Source organism: Sulfuricella sp. T08 (assembly GCF_000971475.1).
Classification (GTDB): Bacteria; Pseudomonadota; Gammaproteobacteria; order Burkholderiales; family Sulfuricellaceae; genus Sulfuricella.
In genome coordinates this window covers 43,202-65,206 of sequence record NZ_DF967539.1, presented here as the reverse complement: position 1 = coordinate 65,206, position 22,005 = coordinate 43,202, and the positions used below count along the sequence as shown (strand labels likewise).

At 55.9% G+C, this 22,005-nt stretch carries 17 protein-coding genes and 1 tRNA gene; 7 read left to right on the top strand and 11 right to left on the bottom strand.

The window, feature by feature from the left end; genetic code table 11:
• Window positions 1–8: 8 nt before the first annotated feature.
• From SCT_RS09620 to SCT_RS09610, 3 genes are all read right to left on the bottom strand, one after another.
• Window positions 9–1,112 (bottom strand): DmsE family decaheme c-type cytochrome, encoded by a 1,104-nt coding sequence (locus SCT_RS09620; RefSeq protein ID WP_059422202.1) that lies wholly within the window; start codon window positions 1,110–1,112, stop codon window positions 9–11.
• A gap of 75 nt (window positions 1,113–1,187) precedes the next feature.
• On the bottom strand, window positions 1,188–1,544 hold the full coding sequence (locus SCT_RS09615) for a c-type cytochrome (RefSeq protein WP_059422198.1): 357 nt from the start codon (window positions 1,542–1,544) through the stop codon (window positions 1,188–1,190).
• A 96-nt stretch (window positions 1,545–1,640) separates the two neighbouring features.
• Window positions 1,641–3,452: a cytochrome C gene (locus SCT_RS09610; RefSeq protein ID WP_237759652.1), complete on the bottom strand. Its 1,812-nt coding sequence runs from the start codon at window positions 3,450–3,452 to the stop codon at window positions 1,641–1,643.
• A gap of 1,011 nt (window positions 3,453–4,463) precedes the next feature.
• On the opposite strand from SCT_RS09610, the gene phnD reads away from it, so the two are divergent.
• From phnD to SCT_RS09585, 5 genes are all read left to right on the top strand, one after another.
• Window positions 4,464–5,342 (top strand): phosphate/phosphite/phosphonate ABC transporter substrate-binding protein, encoded by an 879-nt coding sequence (gene phnD / locus SCT_RS09605; RefSeq protein WP_159107894.1) that lies wholly within the window; start codon window positions 4,464–4,466, stop codon window positions 5,340–5,342.
• Window positions 5,339–6,796 (top strand): sensor histidine kinase, encoded by a 1,458-nt coding sequence (locus tag SCT_RS09600; protein WP_059422190.1) that lies wholly within the window; start codon window positions 5,339–5,341, stop codon window positions 6,794–6,796. Before phnD ends, SCT_RS09600 begins: the two co-directional genes overlap by 4 nt.
• Window positions 6,793–8,130, top strand: coding sequence for a sigma-54 dependent transcriptional regulator (locus SCT_RS09595; protein WP_082098278.1), 1,338 nt, complete (start codon window positions 6,793–6,795; stop codon window positions 8,128–8,130). The genes SCT_RS09600 and SCT_RS09595 overlap by 4 nt, the downstream gene beginning before the upstream one ends.
• A 310-nt stretch (window positions 8,131–8,440) precedes the next feature.
• Window positions 8,441–11,659, top strand: coding sequence for a hypothetical protein (locus SCT_RS09590; protein WP_059422187.1), 3,219 nt, complete (start codon window positions 8,441–8,443; stop codon window positions 11,657–11,659).
• 170 nt (window positions 11,660–11,829) lie between these two features.
• The gene (locus tag SCT_RS09585) at window positions 11,830–13,158 is read left to right on the top strand and encodes a citrate transporter (protein WP_237759651.1); all 1,329 of its coding nucleotides are present in this window, start codon (window positions 11,830–11,832) and stop codon (window positions 13,156–13,158) included.
• Window positions 13,159–13,400: 242 nt separating this feature from the next.
• On the opposite strand, the gene SCT_RS09580 is transcribed toward SCT_RS09585, so the two are convergent.
• Window positions 13,401–13,477 (bottom strand) — tRNA-Arg (locus SCT_RS09580).
• A 126-nt stretch (window positions 13,478–13,603) separates the two neighbouring features.
• On the opposite strand from SCT_RS09580, the gene SCT_RS09575 reads away from it, so the two are divergent.
• Window positions 13,604–14,089, top strand: coding sequence for a cytochrome c5 family protein (locus tag SCT_RS09575; RefSeq protein ID WP_059422179.1), 486 nt, complete (start codon window positions 13,604–13,606; stop codon window positions 14,087–14,089).
• Between the two features lie 105 nt (window positions 14,090–14,194).
• On the opposite strand, the gene SCT_RS09570 is transcribed toward SCT_RS09575, so the two are convergent.
• Entirely contained in the window at window positions 14,195–16,180 is a 1,986-nt protein-coding gene (locus SCT_RS09570; protein ID WP_059422177.1) for a UvrD-helicase domain-containing protein, read from the bottom strand.
• Between the two features lie 114 nt (window positions 16,181–16,294).
• Between SCT_RS09570 and SCT_RS09565 the strand changes: the two genes are divergently transcribed.
• Window positions 16,295–17,122 carry a symmetrical bis(5'-nucleosyl)-tetraphosphatase gene (locus tag SCT_RS09565; protein WP_059422175.1) on the top strand — a complete coding sequence of 276 codons (828 nt, stop codon included), beginning with the start codon at window positions 16,295–16,297 and terminating at the stop codon, window positions 17,120–17,122.
• On the opposite strand, the gene SCT_RS09560 is transcribed toward SCT_RS09565, so the two are convergent.
• The 6 genes from SCT_RS09560 to SCT_RS09535 form a co-directional block, all read right to left on the bottom strand.
• A complete protein-coding gene (locus tag SCT_RS09560; protein WP_237759650.1) occupies window positions 17,043–17,876 on the bottom strand; it encodes a 1-acyl-sn-glycerol-3-phosphate acyltransferase in 834 nt (277 codons plus the stop codon). The genes SCT_RS09565 and SCT_RS09560 overlap by 80 nt on opposite strands.
• The gene (locus tag SCT_RS09555) at window positions 17,845–18,612 is read right to left on the bottom strand and encodes a GNAT family N-acetyltransferase (protein ID WP_059422169.1); all 768 of its coding nucleotides are present in this window, start codon (window positions 18,610–18,612) and stop codon (window positions 17,845–17,847) included. The genes SCT_RS09560 and SCT_RS09555 overlap by 32 nt, the downstream gene beginning before the upstream one ends.
• 112 nt (window positions 18,613–18,724) lie before the next feature.
• Window positions 18,725–19,186: a glycine zipper 2TM domain-containing protein gene (locus SCT_RS09550; RefSeq protein WP_059422165.1), complete on the bottom strand. Its 462-nt coding sequence runs from the start codon at window positions 19,184–19,186 to the stop codon at window positions 18,725–18,727.
• A gap of 3 nt (window positions 19,187–19,189) precedes the next feature.
• The gene (locus SCT_RS09545; RefSeq protein WP_059422164.1) at window positions 19,190–20,128 is read right to left on the bottom strand and encodes a carbohydrate kinase family protein; all 939 of its coding nucleotides are present in this window, start codon (window positions 20,126–20,128) and stop codon (window positions 19,190–19,192) included.
• Between the two features lie 98 nt (window positions 20,129–20,226).
• On the bottom strand, window positions 20,227–20,763 hold the full coding sequence (locus SCT_RS09540; RefSeq protein ID WP_059422162.1) for a phosphatase PAP2 family protein: 537 nt from the start codon (window positions 20,761–20,763) through the stop codon (window positions 20,227–20,229).
• Window positions 20,693–21,955, bottom strand: a complete 1,263-nt coding sequence (locus tag SCT_RS09535) for a glycosyltransferase family 1 protein (protein WP_082098277.1) — start codon at window positions 21,953–21,955, stop codon at window positions 20,693–20,695. Before SCT_RS09535 ends, SCT_RS09540 begins: the two co-directional genes overlap by 71 nt.
• Between the last annotated feature and the right edge of the window lie 50 nt (window positions 21,956–22,005).

The window sequence follows — 22,005 nt, the reverse complement described above, 5'->3', positions numbered from 1 at the left end:
TCCCGGACTCAACGGAAATTAAACTGCGGGGTTGGGTTGGTAGCACTCGGGTTGTTGCTGCCATGCACCTGGGTATGGCAGTTCAGGCAACCCCGCCCTTGGGTAATGTTGATATTGCTTTTGCCGGTCGTGTTAGCACCTGGGGCCAAGGCCGAAATGATCCGCCCAGTCAGTGCAGGGATAGTGGCGCCATGTGGCGTATGGCACGCATTGCACAGGAACGGCGGCCGCATCTTCAGCATGCTTTCCGCCGTGGTGCCATGCGGGTTGTGGCAGTTCGAGCAATCTTCATTGACAGGCTCATGGTTATGGACGAATGGCCCACGTTTCTCCATATGGCAGGTGTAACAGGTATCGACCACGCTATCACGCTTCATGAGCTTCGGCCCGGCAGACCCATGAACGTTATGGCAGTCTGAGCACGCCATCTTGCCTTCAACGATCGGGTGGTGCGAAGGCTTGTTGACCTGTGCGCGCTGCTCCTTGTGGCAAGTGAAGCAGAGCTCGGTCTGGGTACGCTTGTCGCGCACCACATCTTTTGCCGAGTGAATCTTGTGGCAGGTGGAACACGCAATGTCGCGAGATTGATGGGTACTTCCCATCCAGTGCGAGCGCTTCGCATCCTTCTGGTGGCATTCCAGGCAAGAGCCATTGCGTTCTTCGACCGGGGTGTCAGTTCTCTTGCCTTGAATACCGAAGTAGTGATCAACCCGATCAGCGGAGGGAAGGCTGCCCGGCGCTAACTGCCCGGAATAAGTGCGTTCGGGTTTCGGACGAATTTTGGTGTCCTGGGCGTTGAGTACGTGCGCTTCACTTTCACCGTGGCATTTGGTGCAAGTCGGTGTGCGGCTGTCAGCGACAGTACCGTGCTTGGTCTTGCCGATGGCGAGCAAACCGGGGGCGTCGGCTTCATCGTGGCAGCTCGTACACTTGGCATCGCCCTTGAGAACGAGGTCCTTGGCCGCTTCCTGGGGCGCCGCTTTCGCCACGACCACCTTGGGCGCTTCGCTCCCTGCGACCGGTTTTGAAATATCGGCGGCCATGGAGGAAGACATCCCCACCGCGGCGCCAATGAACGCACACAAGGTCAACACCTGTCGCAAGAGCTTCATTTTATTTCTCCCCTAACTTTGAAACTTTAAAACCACCCGTGCGGTCCGGAAGGAGCCGCTCCGTTAAATACACCTTTATTGAATAGAAAGAATCCAGTCGGCCAGATTTTTCATCTCATTCATGTCCTTGGTATCGATAATCTTGTGCTTCTCTTCCTTGCCGTCTGAAAGCTTGACCATCGGCTCCGTAGTGAAGTTGGTAATCAGCTTGCTCTGACCATCGGCCTTGCCCCGGTATTTATCCGCAACCTTCTTGTAGGAAGGACCTTTTTTGGACTTGTCGACCGCATGGCACTTGAAGCAGTCATTCCTTTTTGCCAGCGCTCTTGCCGCGTCCTCATCGAAAGCTGATGCCTGGGACGGCATCAGCATGGCCGCAGAAAAGGTAAACAACGTGGCGGCGATAATTTGTCGGTTTGTTTTATGTTTCATTTTGAATCTCCATATCCACTATCAGATAATTATTTAAAAATATATTCCAGCATCCTGTAAGCAAGCGCCTTCGTTGGTTCAGGCGCATTACTGATTTTATTTAACCGCACCACCCACGAACCCAACTATCACCAGAGTCAGCAGCACCAGGCCGATGGTGATCAAGGTGAGCCCCAATATCTTGGAACCCAGGGCCATCGGCCGTGACGGTGCATCCACCAGATACTTGTCCAGCTCGCCTGCATCCACCAGCCGCTGATACTGGGCCGGATGCTCGCGACGGAACTCTTCCAGCGACTGGGTGCCGGTGAACATCACGATGTCCGGCGGCGGCAGCTTATCCGGCCGGAAGTGGTTGTTGAAGAAATGCACCGTGAAGAGGAACACGGCTGCCAGGAAAGCTTCCTCCCCATGCACGATGGTGGCGACGTTGAATATCCAGCCCGGCAGGTAAGTCGCGGTCACATACGGGAAGGCCAGCAGCAGGCCGCTGCCGCCGATGACGGAGACGCCCCAGAACACCGCCCAGTAGTCGAACTTCTCGTAGTAGGTCCAGCGGTCGAAGGTCGGGCGATCACCCTTGCCGACAAACCACTTGAACATGCCCACCATGTCGCTGAGGTCCTTCCAGTTCGGCACCAGCGAATCCGGGCCGAACCAGCGGAAGTTCCTGTCGCGCAGCAGACGCTGCATCACATAGACGAAGTGGATCAAGAAGATGCCGATGAAGAGTGCGGCAGCCACCCGATGGATCAGGGCGAGACCCTGTGCGCCGCCAAGGGCTTTGGCGACGACCGGCGCCCATCCAGTATGTGAGAAGAGTGCAGTGGTGCCGGTCAGCACAAGTGTCATGGTCGTGAGGGCGAAGACCAGGTGGGCGATGCGCCAACCTAGGCCGAAGCGGCGCACATGCTTGGTCTCGTCGAGCTTCAGATCTGCCGTGCGTACATGCGGACGATGCTCGCCTGCCTTGCTGCGTTCCCACTCACGGTAGTACCAGAGCCCCGAATGCAGCCAGAAGAAGGCGAATACGCCGATCAGCAAGGCAATCATGAATTTGGTGGAGATCCACACCTGCGGATACTTTGCGAAATCGTGGCTGTTGGCATGCGGGGCAAAGGTGGCGAAGCCTGCGGTGGCCAGCTGCTTTTTCTTGCCGTCATGACACTCCCGGCAGGTCTTCAGGCGGTTGTCCGGGTGCACCTTAGACTTGGGGTCCTTTGCCGACAGTATCCCGTGGCTGCCGTGGCAGTTGTAGCACTTGGCCGTATCGACATAGCCCAGCTTCGTGACTTGGCCATGATAGGTGTCGCGGTAGGATTTGAGCCGGTCCTTGTGGCAACTGCCGCACGCCTCGTTGTTGAGGAGCTTGAACGAATCCAGCGAGGTATTGGTGATCTCGTGGTTGGTGTGGCAACTGGTGCAGACGGGCGCCTTGGCATTGTTCTTGTCGAGAACTTCCTTTCCATGCACTGATGACGCAAATGTTTCGAGTTGCTCGTCGTGGCATTTCTCGCCGCACAGGGCGGGAACTTCCTTGCGCCACGCATCGTATTGCGGACTCTTCTTGTCGACCGGTACGTTGAAACCGTGCGTATCGTGGCACTCGTTGCAGGTTGCATTGACCCGTGACGGATCATCCTGGTTTGGACGGGCGTGAAAAGATTTTTTGTAGGCCGCGATATTCTGTACCACCACGCCCAGCCTGGGCTTTTCCTGGGTTTTATTTTCCTTCTTGGCGGCCGCCCACAAATCCTGGTGGCACTGCACGCAACCGACCTTCTTCGCCAGGTCTTTCTTGTGTTGGGCTGTACTATCGGTAATTTCCTTATGACAGTCGACGCAAAGCATTTTTGCATGCACGCTTTTGGCGTACTTGTCGCCACTTATTGCGTGCAACGGACGCATTTTCCCCTCTGCACCCGGCACCTTTATCTCTTCTTTTTTTCCGTCGTGACAGGTCTGACACGAAGCGTTGTCAAGCTTTCCGACGACAGGCACAATCCCGCCACTGGCCGCTTCTTCGGCTTTGACCTCCGTCTGCCAAATACTCGAAGCGCCTATTAAGCAGATAAGGCCAGCCAAAGCCCACGATACAGATTTCTGAATACGCATAACTGGTGATCGCTTCGTTAGGGAAACACTGAACGGGACAGGATATGGACTTGTGGACTCAATTTTTTATCTCCAAAAACTCAATGAGTATCTTGCTTATGCGTAGCGGCATACAGGATGCATATGTCTCGTATCAAGCAATAAACGTACCTATAGTGTTGCCACTAATCATCTGCCAAGCCTCCTACCCAGAATTGCATCAGTGCCATCAAAAAATAAAATCATTTAATACATAGCTGTTCTTGATTTAACCCTTTCATCAGAATTCTCCAAGTTGATCATTCAAATCGATCCGCGAGGCGGAGAGATCATTTCGAAACGAAATCTGAAACGCATGGTGCATTATCATGTTACTTTCCGGTAACATTTAGGCATTTATCAATAATGATGGGCTAGATAATCGCGGCTGAGATGTCCGGATAAGGATTCGATTTCATCCTTATATTTCTGGAAATTACTATTCGGCTTATATCTGGACCGTAGCCAGTGAGGGGGCGCACAGCAACTGAAGAGCCTCAGTGCCGCACAACGGACGAAGTCCACACGGCACGAGACTTGCAAGAAGCTGATTGGTACAGCGCTTCAACAGACGGTTATCTGGCTTTGTCTAACCTAGGTGACCCGCTAAAAAAACGCCATCTCCATGTTTCATAATGAATTAAAAGTACATTATCTTCGATAGTGGATAAGCGACGTACACGAAGAACTTTCATCTAAATATTGAGAAAAATTTCAAAGCAAAAAATGTTTCCATTCGGTAACAAAATTGAAAATAATCCTATTTATAGGTTACCATCAAGTAACATGCAAAACTATTTTAGTAAATATTTCATCATGTTACGGATATATCTAGGACTAATTGTCCTGCTTGCTTCCAATATGGTTTGGGCAGAAAATGATATCAAACCAATTCGGTTTGGTCTCACCCCGGCCATCATTCACAATCAGTACGAATTGCTGACCGACTGGCGTGCATACCTCCAGAAAAAGCTCAGACGCCCAGTGGAGTTCGTTTCACGGGACAGCTACCGCGAGACCATCGATTTAATAAAACAGAAGAAAATTGATTTCGCCTGGGTCTCCGATTACCCCTATGTCTATCTCGAGGACAAACGCCTTGCACGATTACTTGTCACACCCCTCTACCAGGGGCGTCCTTATTACTGTTCCTACCTTATTGTGCCTAGCACAGACCTTAGAACAAAATCGCTGCTGCAACTGAAAGGAAAGTTATTTGCCTACGCTGACCCCTATTCGAATTCAGGTTACCTAGTACCTCGATACCAGTTGCAACAGGCCGGAGAAGACCCGAACCGCTTCTTTCGCAAGACGCTCTTTACCTGGGGCCATCGAAGAATTGCCGAAGCCGTCGCTCAAGGCCTGGTGGACGCCGGCTCGATGGACAGTTTCGTGTGGGACACGCTAGCTATCATTCAGCCCGATCTAACCCATCAAACACGGATCGTCGCAAAATCACCGGAGTATGGCTTTCCGCCCATTGTCGCCAGCCGTGCCGTAAACAGGGCCGATTCTGCCGCCTTGCAACAAGCCCTGCTAGGCATGGCAAATGATCCGGAAGGCGCCAAGCTGCTCAAGCGACTCAACCTGACAGGCTTCGCACCCGGCGACGCAAAGCTGTACGACGGTGTACGCAAAATGATGCGCACCATGGAAGAGCCATGAAATTCATTCTGGATCTCAGCTACAGATACAAAATTCCTCTATGGGGTGGGCTGCTCGTCATCATCACCGCGCTGGCCGTGTCGAGTTCGTTCATCCTCAACGCCTACGATGAACTCAAAGAGGATTTACTCCTCGATTCTCAAACCATGGGGTATTCGCTTAAAACAGATCTTTTTCCCGCGATGCTGCACAACGACGTATGGCGAGCGTATGAGATCATTTCCGTACCCATCAACAGGAAGACAGAAGGCTCAAACCCAGTCAAGGCGGAACACATTCTGGTGGTCGACAATGAGCTGCGTGTTTTTGTCGCTGCACACCCGAAATCCGCCCCCATGCTCACAGAGATGCGTCACATAAGTCCGGAGCATGCCGTGCTCGCAGACCGGATCACCCAAATGGGTGGAAGTAGTTCGCAGGAGATAGATCTGCCCGGATCGAAATATTATTATTACGTAACCCCCATTTCCAGCGAGAAGCTCCATCTCGGAACCCTGATTATCGCCCACCCCAAGAACATCTTCTTGCCGCGCTTTGTCCAAATTGAAAGGCACGGTTTGTTAACTGGGGCCATGATTCTCACCATCCTGCTCCCCTTCAACTGGTACTGGGGTCGGCGCATGGCCTTGCCCCTGGTGCTGCTTAGCGAACGCATGGGAGACATCAGCCGGAAATGGCCGTCAGACCTGAACCCTGAACTCTATGTCTATCGCGATGAAATCGGCAAGCTTTTCGAGGCCTATTCCCAGATGCTTAAAGACCTCAAGGACAAAGAGGAACTTGAAAAAAAAATGGTGCAGTCGGAGCGACTGGCGGCGCTGGGGCAACTCGCGGCAGGCATTGCTCACGAAATCAATAATCCGCTGAGCGGCATGCTCATGGCCATCGACACGCTAAAATCCTATAGCGATTTAGACCCACGCACGATGAAAACCATTGCCCTTATCGTGCGTGGACTAACCCAAATCAAAGACACTGTGGGTGCTTTGCTGGTGGAAGCCAAGATAAACAGCCGCAATCTTACGCCACAGGACATTGAGGACGTGTTAATTCTGATCACACCCATGGCCCGCAAGAAAGCTTTGCACATCGGCTGGCACAACAGCCTGGATGAAAACGTCCCTCTTCCCGCTACACTGGTGCGCCAGATTCTGATCAACTTGCTGCTTAATGCCGTTCAGGCGGCAGAGCAGCAAGGCGAGGTCGCTTTCGATATCGCCGTCGCAGATAAACAGCTGCAGTTTTCCGTGACCAACAATGGCAAGCTGCTATCGGAAGAACAGATCGCCCACCTGTTCGAACCATTCTCCCCGTTGAGCGAAGGTGGGCACGGTCTCGGCCTATGGGTCACCTATCAGATCGTGCATCAACTCGGCGGGCACATCAGCGTTAAGAGGGAGTCGAATACTCAGATGATTTTCACTGTAGGAATTCCCATAGGAGGTGTGGCGTGAACGCGAAACCTTATCGTATCTGCCTGATTGAAGACGATCTGATCATGGGCGAAGCGCTCTCGGATCGCCTGGATCTGGAGGACTTCGAATGCGACTGGTTCAAGACCGGGCAAGAGGCATTGCAGGCTCTGAGCCGCAAGCGCTACGACGCTGTTATCAGCGACATCCAGCTTCCTGACATCAATGGCGAAGACCTGTTTGTGCAATTGAAGGCGACGGCAACGACGCTACCCCCTTTCGTTTTTACTACCGGCTACGGGACAATCGACCGGGCCGTGCGGCTCCTGAAACTTGGCGCCCATGACTATCTTACGAAACCTCTGGACATCCGCGCGCTTCTGGAAACAGTAAAACGCCTGTGCGTCCAGTCGAGTCCGGCAGTAGCTGGTGATAACAACCTGGGTATTTCCAGCGCAATGCGCACGATTGAGTCGCTGCTACCCCGAGTCGCCGCGAACTCAACCTCCGTATTGATTACCGGCGAATCCGGCGTTGGCAAGGAATGGCTGGCGCGCGCACTCCACCATCAGCACGATCCTGCCGACAAGACGCCGTTTATAGCGGTCAATTGTGGCGCACTGACAGAGAGTCTGCTGGAGGCCGAGCTATTCGGTCATGTCAGGGGTGCCTTCACTGGAGCCGTTCGTGACAAAAAAGGGGTTTTTGAGCTGGCCGATGGCGGCACACTGTTTCTTGATGAGATTGGCGAAATGTCGCCAACGATGCAAGTCAAGCTTCTGCGTGCCATTCAGGAACGCCAAATAGTCCGGGTTGGCGGGGAAACGCCGATTCCTGTAAGCATCAGGCTGGTTTGTGCCACGCATCAGGATCTCAAGAAAATGGTGGAAGTCGGCAAGTTTCGCGAAGATCTTTATTATCGAATCCACGTAATCCATCTGCACATTCCGCCTTTGCGCGAACGCAAGGAAGACATCCTGTGGCTGGCTGAACGACTGCTAAAAACCTGTACCGCGGGAAATTGCGGCGCTCGCACGCTACTCCGATCTGCCGAAAAAGCATTGCTGAATTACCCCTGGCCGGGCAATGTCCGTGAACTCAAACATTGCCTTGAGCGCTCATGCGTCCTCTCCCAACAAAAAGAGCTCTCAGCTGAACTGCTCTTCGACGATCTGCCGTCAGCCCCGCCAGAACAATCTCAAGAGGTCGAATCACTGAACGAGTTTCTTCATGCCTGCGAAAGAAAATACATCGAAGACAGGCTAAGCGCCAACGCTGGACGTATCGCTGAAACGGCTGCGGCGCTTGGCATCAGCCGGAAAAACCTGTGGGAAAAAATGAAGAAGCTCGAGATCCAGAACGAGGCAGCTCAATAGGCCACCATAGCCAGTAGAACAGCACCCGCAGCGATTCATCGCTCGGGCTTGTGAGCCATAATTCCCGGTTATTTTCCGTATAACCTCATTTTTACCCATTTGCTGGCAGGCCCCATGTTGCGTCCCGCTGGCAGAGACATCCCGTGGAAAGACATGGAACGTTCCGACTCCCTATAATCAATATTAAGTTTTGTTAATTCAGTGGCATAATAAATCAATTAGAATTGGCAACCTGCCAAAAACCAACGGTACTTGAAGTCTGTCTTCCCGAAATACCGGGGCGCGTAGTTGGGTACTGTTCGATGCCACCATGCCGATTGACGAACTGAATATGGACTTGACCACGGTATACAGCAAAACCGCCAAGGGTGTGCAGGCCATCACCCAGAAAGACAAACGCTTGCCCGCCAACCTCGCGCGAGCACTCAGCCTGGTAGACGGCAGGGCGACGGTCGAAGAAATCCTGGAAAAAGCCGGGGAACTCCCTACCTCTGCGCTGCCACAGACCCTGGCCGATCTGGCTAAAGACGGCTACCTCAAGGCGGTTGCAAGAGAACCCTTTACCCAGTTTTCGATCACTCCCGATACCTCAGCCTCCATGGTTGTTTCAGAAACCGTCGACGAAACCTTTTTCAGGGTGCTGGCCGAAACTGAAGCCCGCAAGAAACTCATGAAAGAAGCTGCGGAAAACCCGCAGGAAGCGCGGCAAAAATCTCAGGAAAAAGCAGCGGCAATGGCCGAAGAGGAAGCGATGCGCCGAAAAATTGAGGCGCGGGAAGCTGCCGAAGCTGATGAACGTTCACGGCAGGAAGCAGTGCAACGAAAAATAGCCGAAGCCATGGCGCTGGAAGAAACCACGTTCAGGGCTCGCAAGAAAGCCGAGAGCCAGGCTCTCCGGGAAAAGGCAGAAAAAGACAAGGCCGAAGCCGAGGAACGAGCTCGCCGGGAGGCCCAGGAGCAGGCGGCAAAAGAAGCGGAAATCAGAGCAGCGGCAGAGCGCAGGGCGCAGGAAGAAGCCGAAGAGCGAGCACGGCATGAAGCCGAGCAACAAAAAATTGCCGAGGCCAAGGCTCGCGAAGAAGCTGAGCGCAAAGCTCGGGAAGAAGCCGAGAAGCAGGCTCTCCGGGAAAAAGCGGAAAAAGACAGGGCCGAAGCCGAACAACAAGCACGCGGGGAGGCCCAGGAGCAGGCGGCAAAAGAAGCGGAAATCAGAGCAGCGGCAGAGCGCAGGGCGCAGGAAGAAGCCGAAGAGCGAGCGCGGCATGAAGCCGAGCAACAAAAAATTGCCGAGGCCAAGGCTCGTCAGGAAGCAGAAGCCAGGGCGATCGCTGAAGCAGAAGAACGGGCACGCCGGGAAGCTGAGGCTCGCGAAGAAGCGGAACGCAAGGCTCGCGAGGAAGCCGAGAGCCAGGCACTCCGTGAAAAGGCAGAAAAGGAAAAGGCTGAAGCCGAAGAACGAATACGCAAAGAGGCCCAGGACAGGGCCGCCAAAGAAGCCCATATCAGAGCGGAGGCAGAACGCAAGGCGCAGGAAGAAGCTGCAGCAAAAGCGCGGGCCGAGGTAAGTAAACAGCTCAGGATGGAAGCCCGGGCGAGAGAAGAAGCCGAGCGCAAAAAAATGCGTGCATTGGAAAAAGCCGAGGCCAGAGCAAAGGCGGAGGCAGCGGAAGAAGCCAGAGCCGAAGCCCGCAGGCAGCTCAGGCTGGAAGCCCGTGCACGAGAAGAAGCCGAACTCAACAAAGCACGTGAAGAAGCCGAGGCCAAGGCCAAGGCGGAAGCCGAAGAACAGAAGCGACTCGAAGCCGAAGCTGAAGAACGGGCGCGCCGGGAAGCCGAGGAAAAAGCACGGGCCGAAGAGGAAGCCCGGATACAAGCCGAGGCTGAAGCCAAAGAACGTGAAGAAGCCGAGCGCAAGGCGCGCGAGGATGAGGAAGCCAGGGAAAAGAGGGAAGCCGAAGTACGAGCCATCGTCGAAGCCGAGGAAAAAGCGCGCGCCGAAGAGGCGGCGCGGTTAAAGGCCGAGGCCGATGCAAAAGAACGGGAAGAAGCGGAACGTAAGGCTCGCGAAGAGGCAGAAGCCAGGGCGATAGCCGAAGCCGAAGAATGGGCACGCCAGGAAGCCGAGGAAAAAATTCGCGCACAAGAAGAGGCGCTGGCAAAAGCCCGCGCAGAGGCCGAACGCAAGGCGCGGGAAGAAGAGGAACAGGAAGAGCGGGAACGGGCAGAAATCGAAGTCCGGGCCAGAGCGCTGGCGAATGCACGCGCCGAGGAAACTGAAAAAGCCCAACAAAAGGCGCTGGCAAAACCCAAAATATTCAAGCACCCCGTCAAATTGGGCAAGGCTGTACTGATTTCTCTGGCAGCGCTGATTTTATTGCCGCTCGTGATGCTGCATGTCATGAGCCTGAACGTCTTCATCCCCCCCATTGAAAAACTGGCCTCGGACAGAATGCACGAGCCCGTTTCCATCCATTCCATGCGCGCCTCCCTGTGGCCTGCGCCCCATCTGCAACTTGAAGGCATCACCATCGGCAAATTACGCGACATCAAAATCCCCACGATCCGGGTCATGCCCGAGCCGGCAGCTTTTTTCGGCGAAATCAAAACGATCAAAGCCATCGAGGTGGAGTCAGTCACGATCGATCAGGACGCAGTGACCAGGGTGATCGCCTGGGTTGGGCCAGGCGACAGCGCCGAAAAAATCCAGGTCCGCCGGATCGCCATCAAAACTGCAACCATCGAGGTGAAAGGCATACCGCTACCCCCATTTGAGGCAGATGTCGCACTGGCGGCGACGGGCAAATTCGAACACGCAAACATCCGCAGCGCGGACAAGAAAATCGAGGTGGCTATCACCCCGAAAAATGAAGGATTTGAAGTCAATATTGTCGCCAATGACTGGCAGCCCCCACTCTGGCCAAACCTGACGTTTACCGAGTTGCACGCCAAGGCCATGGCAACCTCGGGAGGCATGAAGTTCAGCGAGATCGAGAGCAGGCTTTACAGCGGCAAGGCAAAAGGCAGCGCGACCATCAAATGGGGCGACTTGTGGAGCGCGGAAGGAGACCTCAACATTGAAAACGTCTTGCTGGCCGGAGCGATGCCGGCACTGACGAATGACATCGCCCTGAGCGGCAAGCTCGATGCAAAAACGGTTTATTCGATGCAGGCCAGAGACCTGGGCACCCTCTTCGTTAACCCCAGAATCAAGGCCAGCTTTAACGTCCGCGATGGCTCCATCGGCAACATCGATCTGGCGCGCGCAATCCAGCCGCGAGCCAACGAAACCACCGGCGGAAAAACCCTGTTCGCCAACCTCTCTGGCAGCATGACGCTGGATGGCCAGCGCTATCAATACCGGCAGATGAAACTCGCGGCAGGCCTGCTCACCGCCAGTGGCGAGGCAGACATCATGCCGGACAAGAAACTGTCAGGAAAAACCAGCGTGGAAATGAAATTGAGATCGTCCACGGTTAGCGCACGCCTGACCTTGTCTGGTGATCTGAAACAACCGGTATTGCGCCGGTAGGAACAGCCCCGTCACTTAATCACCCTCTGTTATTTCTGTTCTGATCGGCTTCATTAGCTCCTGCAACACGTTCGAAATTACATAACAATTTGACACATGTTTGCCGCTTGATGGAATACTAACTCTTTCGATTCCAGATTTACGATATGACATTTCCCTTTGGAAAGCGCTTGCTTGCCGTACTTGTTTTGTTCCTGACAACAGGAATAGCTGATGCCGCAGGAGCACCAAGCGTGGTTGGCATTCCGATGGAGTTCATCCTTTTTGCCTTAACCTTGTTAGGCGTTGCCCTATTCCACAACCAGACTTTCAGCGTTGCTCTCACCGGTCTGGCAAGCATTTCCCTGTACAAGCTTATTTTTACCGGGTTCAAGACTGGTATTGGCATGGCCGGCTTAGCCAGTCATTTCGCCCATGAGTGGGTAATTCTGGTCAACCTGTTTGCTCTGCTCATGGGCTTTGCCATTCTGGCAAGGCACTTCGAAAAAAGCCGTGTACCGGTGATTCTGCCTAAGTACCTGCCAAAAAACTGGCAGGGCGGATTTGTTCTGCTGGTCATGGTGTTCGTTATTTCCAGCTTCCTCGATAACATTGCGGCCGCCCTTATTGGTGGTTCAATGGCTCATCAACTATTCAAGGCCAAGGTACATGTTGGATATCTTGCTGCAATTGTGGCCGCCTCCAACGCCGGTGGCTCCTTCTCCGTGGTAGGTGACACCACAACTACCATGATGTGGATCGCGGGTGTCCAACCTGGTCAGGTATTAGTGGCATTCTCTGGGGCAGCAGTTGCTCTGACTGTTAGCGGGATTATTGCCGCCAAGCAGCAGCATGCTTATTCACCTATCCTCAAACACGCCCATCACCATACTCGGGTGGACTGGGGACGAATTTTTGTGGTGGTTTTGATTCTAAGCTTTGCAATAGTCATTAATTTAATCGTCAATACTCGTTTTTTGGCTATCAGCGATACTTTTCCCTTCGTAGGCGCAGCAGTATGGGCTGCTATTGTTATTAGCATCCCAGTGCGCCGCCATGACTGGGAAGTGCTTGGAGAATCGCTCAAAGGCACCATCTTTCTACTCGCCCTGGTTTCCTGCGCATCCATGATGCCAGTAGAAAGCCTGCCAGCAGCCTCTTGGCATACCGCTTTCGGTCTCGGTTTTGTTTCATCGGTATTTGACAATATTCCCTTAACGGCCCTGGCGATCAAACAGAATGGCTATGACTGGGGAATTCTAGCCTATGCGGTGGGCTATGGCGGCTCTATGCTGTGGTTTGGTTCCTCAGCGGGTGTTGCCCTTTCTAACATGTACCCAGAAGCCAAATCTGCCATCCAGTGGCTACGTCATGGCTGGCATGTGATCCTGGCTTACGTAATCGGGTTCATTGTCCTTGTGGCCTTCGTTGGCTGGCATCCTGAACCCTTGAACAAAATCCAGTCGTCTGCAATACCATTAACCATGGCACCCAAGTCACAATTATCAGCACAAAACTAACCTTAACTTTTCTGCACCCCCGTTCATGTAACATGATGGCTACGGGAACACTCTTATCAAAAGAATTCCAGCACATGGAGGTCTTTTTTGCTTGCCACAAGCGAACTTGCCGCGCGCCCGTAGCGGGTCAGATTGGAATGAAGTCTGGACAGGCCCGATTTCCATGGCAATCACACCGCCTTCGATCAGGCTGCGGCAAAAATGAAAAAAGGGCTTACAGCACTGTAAGCCCTTCTTGAATCTGGTGCGCCCGGCGCGATTCGAACGCGCGACCCTTGGCTTCGGAAACCAATACTCTATCCAGCTGAGCTACGGGCGCATTTGGGAAAATCAGGCGCAAATCATAGCGGTTTTTTATGGCAACGTCCATGCCGGGCTTTTGCAGTTGACTAAATTACCGTTATAATTGCGGGTTTTAGACATTACACTAGACAAGGATTTCCCCATGAGTGGCCACGAAATGGAAAAAACCACAGTTACGCAATTCCTGATCGCCCTGGTAGGCGCGTTGATCCCGGTACTGATTGTTGCGTTCCTGATTTTCAAACTGGTTATGGGCATCATGGCCACTCACGTTGACGTTGAAGACACCAAGGCAGCGGCGGAAGAAATTGCCAAGCGGCTGAAACCAGTGGGTGAAGTCGCCATCGGCGAAGCCAAGCCTGATACTGGCGGCGTGGTGGACGGCAAGAAAGTCTATGAAGGCCTCTGTCAGGCTTGCCACGGTACTGGCGCCGCGGGCGCGCCGAAGGCTGGCGACAAGGGCGCCTGGGGCCCACGCATTGCGCAAGGCAAGGAAACTCTATTCAAGCATGCCATCGGCGGTTTCACCGGCAAATCCGGTGCGATGCCTGCCAAAGGTGGCAACCCGGCTCTGTCCGACGCTGAAGTGAAGGCGGCGGTGGAACACTTGATTGGGATGGCGAAGTAAATCCTCCTCACCCTGGCCCTCTCCCCCGTCGGGGAGAGGGAATGAATAGGGTGTTGATCGGTAGATTAAAATGAATTCAAAATAAGGGCGGCTTTTTAGCCGCCCTTATTTTTTCAACATCGCCTTCAACTGTGCCAGCCGCGCTGTGCCTTCTGATTTCTGCACTTCCGGAGTGCTTTCCCGTCCGCTGATGCGCAAGTCGTCCTGCGCCAGTTCAGCGATGAAGCGGCTTGGCTCGCAGGCCTGCCATTCGCGGCCGCGCTTGCGCTTCGAACAGTAGCTCAGGGTCAGACCTCGCTGGGCGCGGGTGATACCGACGTACATCAGCCGGCGCTCTTCCTCCACCAGCCCGTTGTCGATGCATTCGCGGTGCGGCAGGATGCCGTCCTCCACGCCGACCAGGAATACGTGGGGATACTCCAGCCCCTTCGCCGCATGCAGGGTGGACAGGCGCACCGCATCCAGATCCTGGCTGTCGCGGTTATCCAGGATGTTGATCAGGGCGATGGTCTGGGTCAGTTCGATGATGTTCTTGCCGTCCTCCTCGCCCTTCTTCGATAGCCAGGCGACGAATTCCCGCACGTTGTTCCATTTGCTTTCCGCCGCGCGCGGCTCTTCGCTGTCGAACAGGTGCGTCTCGTAGCCGATCGCCTTGAGCAAATCCTCGATGATGGTGGCGGCGGATTCCCGTTCGGCGCGAAATTGCAGGTTGTTGATGAACTGACAGAACTCCATCAGGGCATGGTACTGCTTGGTGCCGAGCTGGTTTTCCGCCCCGGCCTCGAAGGCGGCGGCGAACAGGCTCTGGTTGCGTTGCGCGGCGTAGTTGCCGAGCTTTTCCAGGGTTTGCGTGCCGATGCCTTTTTTTGGCGTGGTGACGGCGCGGATGAAGGCGGGGTCGTCGTCGCTATTGGCCAACAGGCGCAAGTAGGCAGTCACATCCTTGATCTCGGCCTTATCGAAAAACGAGCTGCCGCCGCTCAACTGGTAAGGGATGCGCTCGTTGCGCAACTGCTGCTCGAACACCCGCGCCTGATGGTTGCCGCGATACAGGATGGCGTAATCGGCGAAGCGGGTGCGATGCTCGAACTTGTGCGCCAGCATCCGCATCACCACGCTTTCCGCCTCGTGTTCTTCGTCCTTGGCGGCCAGCACGTTGATCGGGTCGCCCAGGCCGAGGTCGCTCCACAGCTTCTTCTCGAACAGCTTGGTGTTGTTGGCGATCAGGCTGTTGGCAACGCGCAGGATGCGGATGGTGGAACGGTAGTTCTGTTCCAGCTTGACTACGTGCAGATGCTCATTGTCCTCGCGCAGGATATGCAGGTTCTTGATGTCCGCGCCGCGCCAGCCGTAGATTGCCTGGTCGTCGTCGCCCACCGCAGTGAAGGCGCCTCCGCTGCCGGTCAACTGCCGTAGCAGCTGGTACTGGCAGCCGTTGGTGTCCTGGTACTCGTCGATCAGCAGGTAGCGCAGCTTGTTGCGCCATTTTTCCAGGGCTTCGGGAACCGTGCTGAACAGCTCTACCGGCAGGCGGATGAGGTCGTCGAAATCCACCGCCTGGTAGGCACGCAAGGTGTCCTGGTAGGCCAAATAGGTTTTTGCAGCATGCTGTTCGAGGTCGTTCTCGGACTGCTTCAGCGCCAGGTCGGGCGAGATCAGCGAGTTTTTCCACAGCGAGATGCGCTGCTGCACGCTCCGTATCTCGCCCTTGTCTGTGGTCTTGATGATGTCGCTGAGTATCTGGGCCGCATCGGCGGCATCGAATATCGAGAAGCGCGGCTTGTAGCCGAGGTGCGCGGCATCCTTGCGCAATATCTGCATCCCCAGCGAATGGAAAGTGGTGACGGTCAGCCCCCGACTGGGCTTGCCCTGCAACAGCTTGGCCGCGCGCTCGGACATCTCGCGCGCCGCCTTGTTGGTGAAGGTGATGGCGGCGATATGGGCAGGTGAAAAGCCGCATTCCTCGATCAGGTAGGCGATCTTGTGAGTAATCACGCGGGTCTTGCCGCTGCCTGCGCCGGCCAGCACCAGCAGCGGACCGTCGAGATATTTCACCGCTTCGCGCTGCGGGGCATTGAGATGGGACAACATTGAATGAGGAGTGCTGAGTGCCTTGAGTAGCGCGGACACCGATTTTATCACATGAGGGAAAGCGACCTCTGTAAAATAGCCCTCACTTATCACCCATCACCCATTACTTTATATATGGCCACTTACGCCATCGGCGACATTCAAGGCTGCTTTCAGGCGCTGCAGCTACTGCTGCAAAAAATCGACTTCGATCCCGCGCGCGACCGGCTGTGGCTGGTGGGCGACCTGGTTAACCGCGGGCCGGATTCGCTGGCGGTGCTACGCTGGGCAAAAGCACTGGGCGACAAGGCAGTGGTGGTACTCGGCAACCATGATCTGCACCTGCTGGCGGTCGCCTACGGCTTCGTCAAACCGCATCGCAAGGATACGATTGCTCAAGTGCTGGAGGCGCCCGACCGTACCGAGCTGCTCGACTGGCTGCGCCACCAGCACCTGTTTTACGCCGAAGGTGACTACGCGCTGGTACATGCCGGCCTGCTGCCGCAATGGTCGGTGAAGAAATCCTCCTCTCTGGCTCATGAAGTTGAACAGGAACTGCGCGGCAAGCATTACCTCGATTTTTTCGCGCACATGTATGGCAACGAGCCCAAAGCCTGGAGCAAGGACCTGCGCGGAATGGCGCGGCTGCGCATGATCACCAACGCGATGACGCGGTTGCGCTTCTGTACTCCTGCAGGGGAAATGGAATTCGACCACAAGGGGCCGCCGGAGATCTTCCCGGCGGGCCATCTACCCTGGTATGAAGCCCCCAACCGGAAAAGCGCTGATGCCACAATTATTTTCGGCCACTGGTCGGCGCTGGGGCTGCAGGTGCGCAGTAATCTGATGGCGCTGGATACCGGCTGTTTGTGGGGAGGAGACCTTACGGCAGTGCGGCTGGAGGATCGACAGGTTTATCAGATTTCCTGCAAGGCGCTGTCAAGCTCAACGCATTGGCAATAGCCTGCTCTGCCAAAGCGGCGAGTTCGCGCCGGCTGCGCCCCTGAACCGGCAGCAGCTCAAGATAGGCAATCTCCGCCACCAGTTCCGGCTCATTCAATATTCTGAACAGGGAGTCGGCGAAGCTCATGTCGTCCACATAGGCCGGAGATAAATTTGCCGTACCGTCGCGATGCACGTAGCGGATCGCCACCGGCCAGAGCGGGGATCCGCTGTTGATTGCCGATTGCAGCAGGGAGGCATGAAACGGCCGCAGCAGGGTGCCTTTGCTGGTGGTGCCTTCAGGAAACACCGCCACGCAATCCCCCTGCCTGAGGGCGTCGACCACTTCACGCCCGGCGCGCGCAGTGTCATGGCGCCGCGTTCTTTCGATGAACAGGGTTCCAATCTTAACCGCCAGCCAGCCGATCACTGGCCAGGCGCGCACCTCGGCCTTGGAAACGAAACGCACCGGGCATACCGCATCCAGCAGGTAAATATCCAGCCATGAAATATGGTTGGCGACGAACATCACGCCTGCCGACGAAATGTCCGGCACCTCGCCCCTGACGCTGAGCCTGACATTGAGAATGGCGAGCACGCGCACCGACCAGCGGCGGATCAACTCAATGCGCCGAGCCCGGCCAACCAGGGGAAGCAGCAGCGCTGCCTTGATCACTCCCACCAGCAGATGAAGGACAAGCCGGACCAGCCGCCAGTTGCGGATCAGTAATCCGTTGCTCCGATTAGGCGGCTGCCCCCATAAAGTGTCGTGCATATCGCCTGTTCACCTTGGACATGGGCAACAGCACCAGAAAGTCCGCAGTATTGAAATCGGGATCCCAGGCGGGATCACCGCAAATGTAAGCGCCTGCTTGCAAGTACCCCTTGAGCAGCGGGGGAAGAGAAGCAGACTCGGAAGACTCGCGAGTGAGTTTGTCCAGGGGCAGTGCGCAACGCGGGAAAACGCGCCACTCGATGGGGCTCATGTTATCGACTCTGAGATTATTATAAAGGCTGGCGGCGGCGTGTCCACCATCAGCCATGCTGACGCTGGCACAACCCATCAGGTATTCATAGCCGTGGTTAAGCATGTACTTCGCCAGCCCAGACCAAAGCAGGCTGATGGTTGCGCCATTGCGGTAATCAGGATGTACGCAGGAGCGCCCCACCTCCACCATGCTGGGGGAAAGGTGCAACAGACGAGTAAGATCGAACTCGCTGGCCGAATAGAGCCCGCCAATTTTCTTGGCCCGATCCGGCGGTAGAATGCGATAGGTGCCGACCACTTCACCGGTATCACCATCGCGCACCAGAAGGTGCTCGCAAAATGGATCAAAAATATCCTGATCCAGCCCAGCCTCGCTGCCCGACAGGCGCGCCCCCATTTCCTCTGCAAACACCCGGTAGCGTAGGCGTTGCGCCGCTTTCACCTCGTCCGTTGACTTTGCGTAAGATACAAAAAGCTTCTTTGATACCGCGCTGCCTGGCGTTTGTGCCTGTTGTAGTTGCATTTTTTCCTCCTGTCCGTTTGATGGATGGAGGAACAATAAGCCAGGCGTGTTACGGCAAAATGTCAGCAGAATGACATTTATATGACGACAGCCCTGACGGGCTGGAACGTTGTCAGTGGGTGACGCGCGTGACGCCGCCGCCAGACAATACCCGTACCCGCTCGCCGACCCTGAACTGCTCGTCGGCTTCCTGGGTGACGGCGATCATGCGGCCATTGTCCAGCTTGACGGTAATTTCCAGGCCAGCCTTGCTCATCACGCCCTCTTCGATCATGGAGCCAGCCACGCCACCGGCCACGGCGCCCAGTATTGTGCCAACGGTGCTGCCCTTGCCCTGCCCGACATTGCTGCCGGCGATGCCGCCGATCACCGCACCCGCACCGGTTCCGACCGGGCTTTGGGTACCCTCGATCTTGACGGTACGCACGCTTTCGACCACACCCATTTGGACTTCCTGCACCTGACGCGCCTGCCCGCGACTATAAGCCCCGCCCGACATGCTCGATGCACAGCCACCGAGCACCGCAACAGATGCCACCGCAACCACAATCAATTTCATCAGTCTGGTATTCATTGTTTAATCCTCAAGGTTCATTCCAAAGTGTTCCTTAAAACGCGAATTAATCTCTTCGCGTGCTAGCGTATGGTTCTGTCCTCCGCGGCTAGCGATCTTGACCGAGCCCAGCAGCGAAGCCAGCCGCCCGGTTACCTGCCAGTCCATGCCGCGAGCAATCCCGTACAACAGGCCGGCTCGGTAGGCATCGCCACAGCCGGTGGGATCGACCACCTCCTCTGTTTTAACGCAGGGGATTTCGTGACGTTGACCATCGGCATAAATCTCCGAGCCCTGTCCACCCCTTGTGACAACCAGCGCCTTGACAAGTTTTGCCAGCTGGTCGATTTTCTGCCCGGTGCGCTCCTGCAATAGCTGCGCCTCGTAGTCGTTGAGGGCGACATAATCCGCCAGCTCGACGAAGTTCAGCAACTCCTCGCCGCCAAACATCGGCAGGCCCTGACCGGGATCGAACACGAACGGGATGCCCGCTTCATGAAACTCGCGGGCATGCTGCAGCATGCCTTCCCGGCCGTCCGGCGCGACGATGCCCAGGCCGACGTTCTTCGCATCGCCAATATGGTTGTGATGAGAATAGTTCATGGCACCGGGGTGAAAAGCGGTGATCTGGTTGTCGGCCAGATCGGTGGTAATGAAGGCCTGTGCCGTGAAGGTTTCGGGTACGCTGCGCACATGCTCCTGCGCCAGACCAAGCTTCTCCAGCCGCTTCGCATAAGGCTGAAAATCGTCGCCCACGGTCGCCATGATCTGCGGCTCGCCGCCGATCATCTCCAGGTTGTAGGCGATGTTGCCGGCGCAACCGCCATACTCGCGCCGCATGTCCGGCACCAGGAAGGCGACATTAAGAATATGGATCTGCTCGGGCAGGATGTGGTTCTTGAAATGGTCGTGAAACACCATGATGGTGTCGTAGGCGAGAGAGCCACAAATTAGCGTGCGCATGGGTTACTCCGAAAATGAATTCCGGCAGATTATAGCAGCTTACCGCCCTATGGCGGCGGGCCTGACTTCACGGAATGTGACAGGCTGTGACCGTTGGTTCACACCAGCCAGAACGAGGCGCCGCCAACCAGTGCGCCGATCACCGCACCTGCCAGCACGTCGCTCGGGTAGTGGAGGCCGAGCACCATGCGCGAAGTGGCAACCAGCAGAGTGAACGGCACCAGCACCACGGTAAGGGAAGGGTAGTAGCCCAGCGCCACCAGCGTGAAGGCTACCGCGTGCAGGGTATGGCCGGAGGGGAAACTGTACTTGTCGAGCGGCGGCACGCTGAGAATGATCTCGCGATAGAATTCGAAGGGGCGCGGTCGCAGGGTTTTGGCCTTGAGCCATTTGTAGAGCAGGGCGCAGGCCAAGCCGGCAGCGGCCATGTGTATCACCGGCACCACCGCCATTTCCTTTTCCCACAGCAGCAGGAACAGCATCAGGCCGTACCAGAACACCCCATCCCCCAGCCGGCTGATTACACCAAACAGCCGACCAATGGACCTGAGACGGTTGGCCCGATTAAAGCGGAGACATAGCGCCAGGTCCCAGATTTGAATCTGACCCAGGTATGAAACGGTCTTGCTTTCCATGCCGCCCTCCTTCGTCCACGATTTCCAGCAACAGTTGTTCGAAGCGCTCGCAAATTTTGCTCCAGGCCAGACCGTCAGCGCTCTGACGGGCATTGCTGCCTAGCCGCGCGACCATCTCCGGCCGGCCGGCCAGAATCGCCGCCTGGTCGCAGAACAGGGAAAGGTTGTCGAACTCCGCCACCAGGCCATTTTCGCCATGGTGGATATGTTCTGCCGCTGCGGCATAGTTGTAGGCCACCACCGCCAGACCGCTGGCCATCGCCTCCAGCGTCACATTGCCGAAGGTTTCGGTCAGGCTGGGGAAAAGGAACACGTCGGCGGAGGCATAATGCTCGGCCAGATCGATACCGGTCTGCATGCCGGCAAAAATATGCCCCGAATTGCGTGCCTGCAGCAGTGAGCGCTGCGGACCATCGCCCACCCACACCAGCTTTGCCCTGGGGTGCCTGGCACTCATCGCATCAAAGGCGTCCACCACCGCTTCGAGATTTTTTTCTGCCGCCAGCCGACCGACATGGACCACCACCAAACCGTTCCGGCTTACCCCCCAGCTGTGGCGCAATTCCATGCTGCGGCGCGCGGGATTGAACAGGTCGGTGTCTACGCCCCGCCCGACAATGGCCAGATTCTGGTAGCCCTGCGTTTCAAGTTCGTGGCGCAAGCCCCGATCTGGCACCATCGTCAACAGAGCCCTGTTGTGCAGATGGCGCAGATAGGCGCCGATCGGCCTGCGCATCCAGCCGATTCCATAGTGCCGGGTGTAGCTGTGGAAATTGGTGTGAAAATCGCTGGTGACCGGAATATCCAGCTTGCGCGCCTCGTTCAGCGCCGACCAGCCGAGCGGCCCCTCGGTAACGATGTGCACCACGTCCGGCCGGCTCGCGCGCCACAGCTTCCGCAGCACGGATCCGGCCGGCAGCCCCAGCTGCAGGTTGGGATAGCGCGGAATGGCAAAACCCGGCAACAGAATCTGCTGCAGATTGGCAGTGAAGGCAGGCATATCGCCTGTTCCCTGGCGCGGCCGGATCAACTGGATCTGGTGATTACGCTGGCGCAATCCCTCAACCATGTGCTGGATGGTCAGGGCGACGCCGTTGATCTCGGGCGGATAGGTCTCCGTAACCACCGCCACGCGCAACGAACGCTGAGTGAGAGGCAGATACAGGGGGATGAAAGGGGACTGTTTTTCCATGCCGCTAGTTTGCCGCGGCAAGAAGAAGCTATTGTGACAGCAAGTTGAAT

Excerpts from the sequence above, each read along its gene's own strand:
- SCT_RS09620 (WP_059422202.1), bottom strand. The coding sequence starts at position 1,112 with ATGAAGCTCTTGCGACAGGTGTTGACCTTGTGTGCGTTCATTGGCGCC.
- SCT_RS09615 (WP_059422198.1), bottom strand. The coding sequence starts at position 1,544 with ATGAAACATAAAACAAACCGACAAATTATCGCCGCCACGTTGTTTACC.
- SCT_RS09610 (WP_237759652.1), bottom strand. The coding sequence starts at position 3,452 with ATGCGTCCGTTGCACGCAATAAGTGGCGACAAGTACGCCAAAAGCGTG.
- phnD (WP_159107894.1), top strand. The coding sequence starts at position 4,464 with ATGCAAAACTATTTTAGTAAATATTTCATCATGTTACGGATATATCTA.
- SCT_RS09600 (WP_059422190.1), top strand. The coding sequence starts at position 5,339 with ATGAAATTCATTCTGGATCTCAGCTACAGATACAAAATTCCTCTATGG.
- SCT_RS09590 (WP_059422187.1), top strand. The coding sequence starts at position 8,441 with ATGCCGATTGACGAACTGAATATGGACTTGACCACGGTATACAGCAAA.
- SCT_RS09575 (WP_059422179.1), top strand. The coding sequence starts at position 13,604 with ATGAGTGGCCACGAAATGGAAAAAACCACAGTTACGCAATTCCTGATC.
- SCT_RS09570 (WP_059422177.1), bottom strand. The coding sequence starts at position 16,180 with ATGTTGTCCCATCTCAATGCCCCGCAGCGCGAAGCGGTGAAATATCTC.
- SCT_RS09565 (WP_059422175.1), top strand. The coding sequence starts at position 16,295 with ATGGCCACTTACGCCATCGGCGACATTCAAGGCTGCTTTCAGGCGCTG.
- SCT_RS09560 (WP_237759650.1), bottom strand. The coding sequence starts at position 17,876 with ATGCACGACACTTTATGGGGGCAGCCGCCTAATCGGAGCAACGGATTA.
- SCT_RS09555 (WP_059422169.1), bottom strand. The coding sequence starts at position 18,612 with ATGCAACTACAACAGGCACAAACGCCAGGCAGCGCGGTATCAAAGAAG.
- SCT_RS09550 (WP_059422165.1), bottom strand. The coding sequence starts at position 19,186 with ATGAATACCAGACTGATGAAATTGATTGTGGTTGCGGTGGCATCTGTT.
- SCT_RS09545 (WP_059422164.1), bottom strand. The coding sequence starts at position 20,128 with ATGCGCACGCTAATTTGTGGCTCTCTCGCCTACGACACCATCATGGTG.
- SCT_RS09540 (WP_059422162.1), bottom strand. The coding sequence starts at position 20,763 with ATGGAAAGCAAGACCGTTTCATACCTGGGTCAGATTCAAATCTGGGAC.
- SCT_RS09535 (WP_082098277.1), bottom strand. The coding sequence starts at position 21,955 with ATGGAAAAACAGTCCCCTTTCATCCCCCTGTATCTGCCTCTCACTCAG.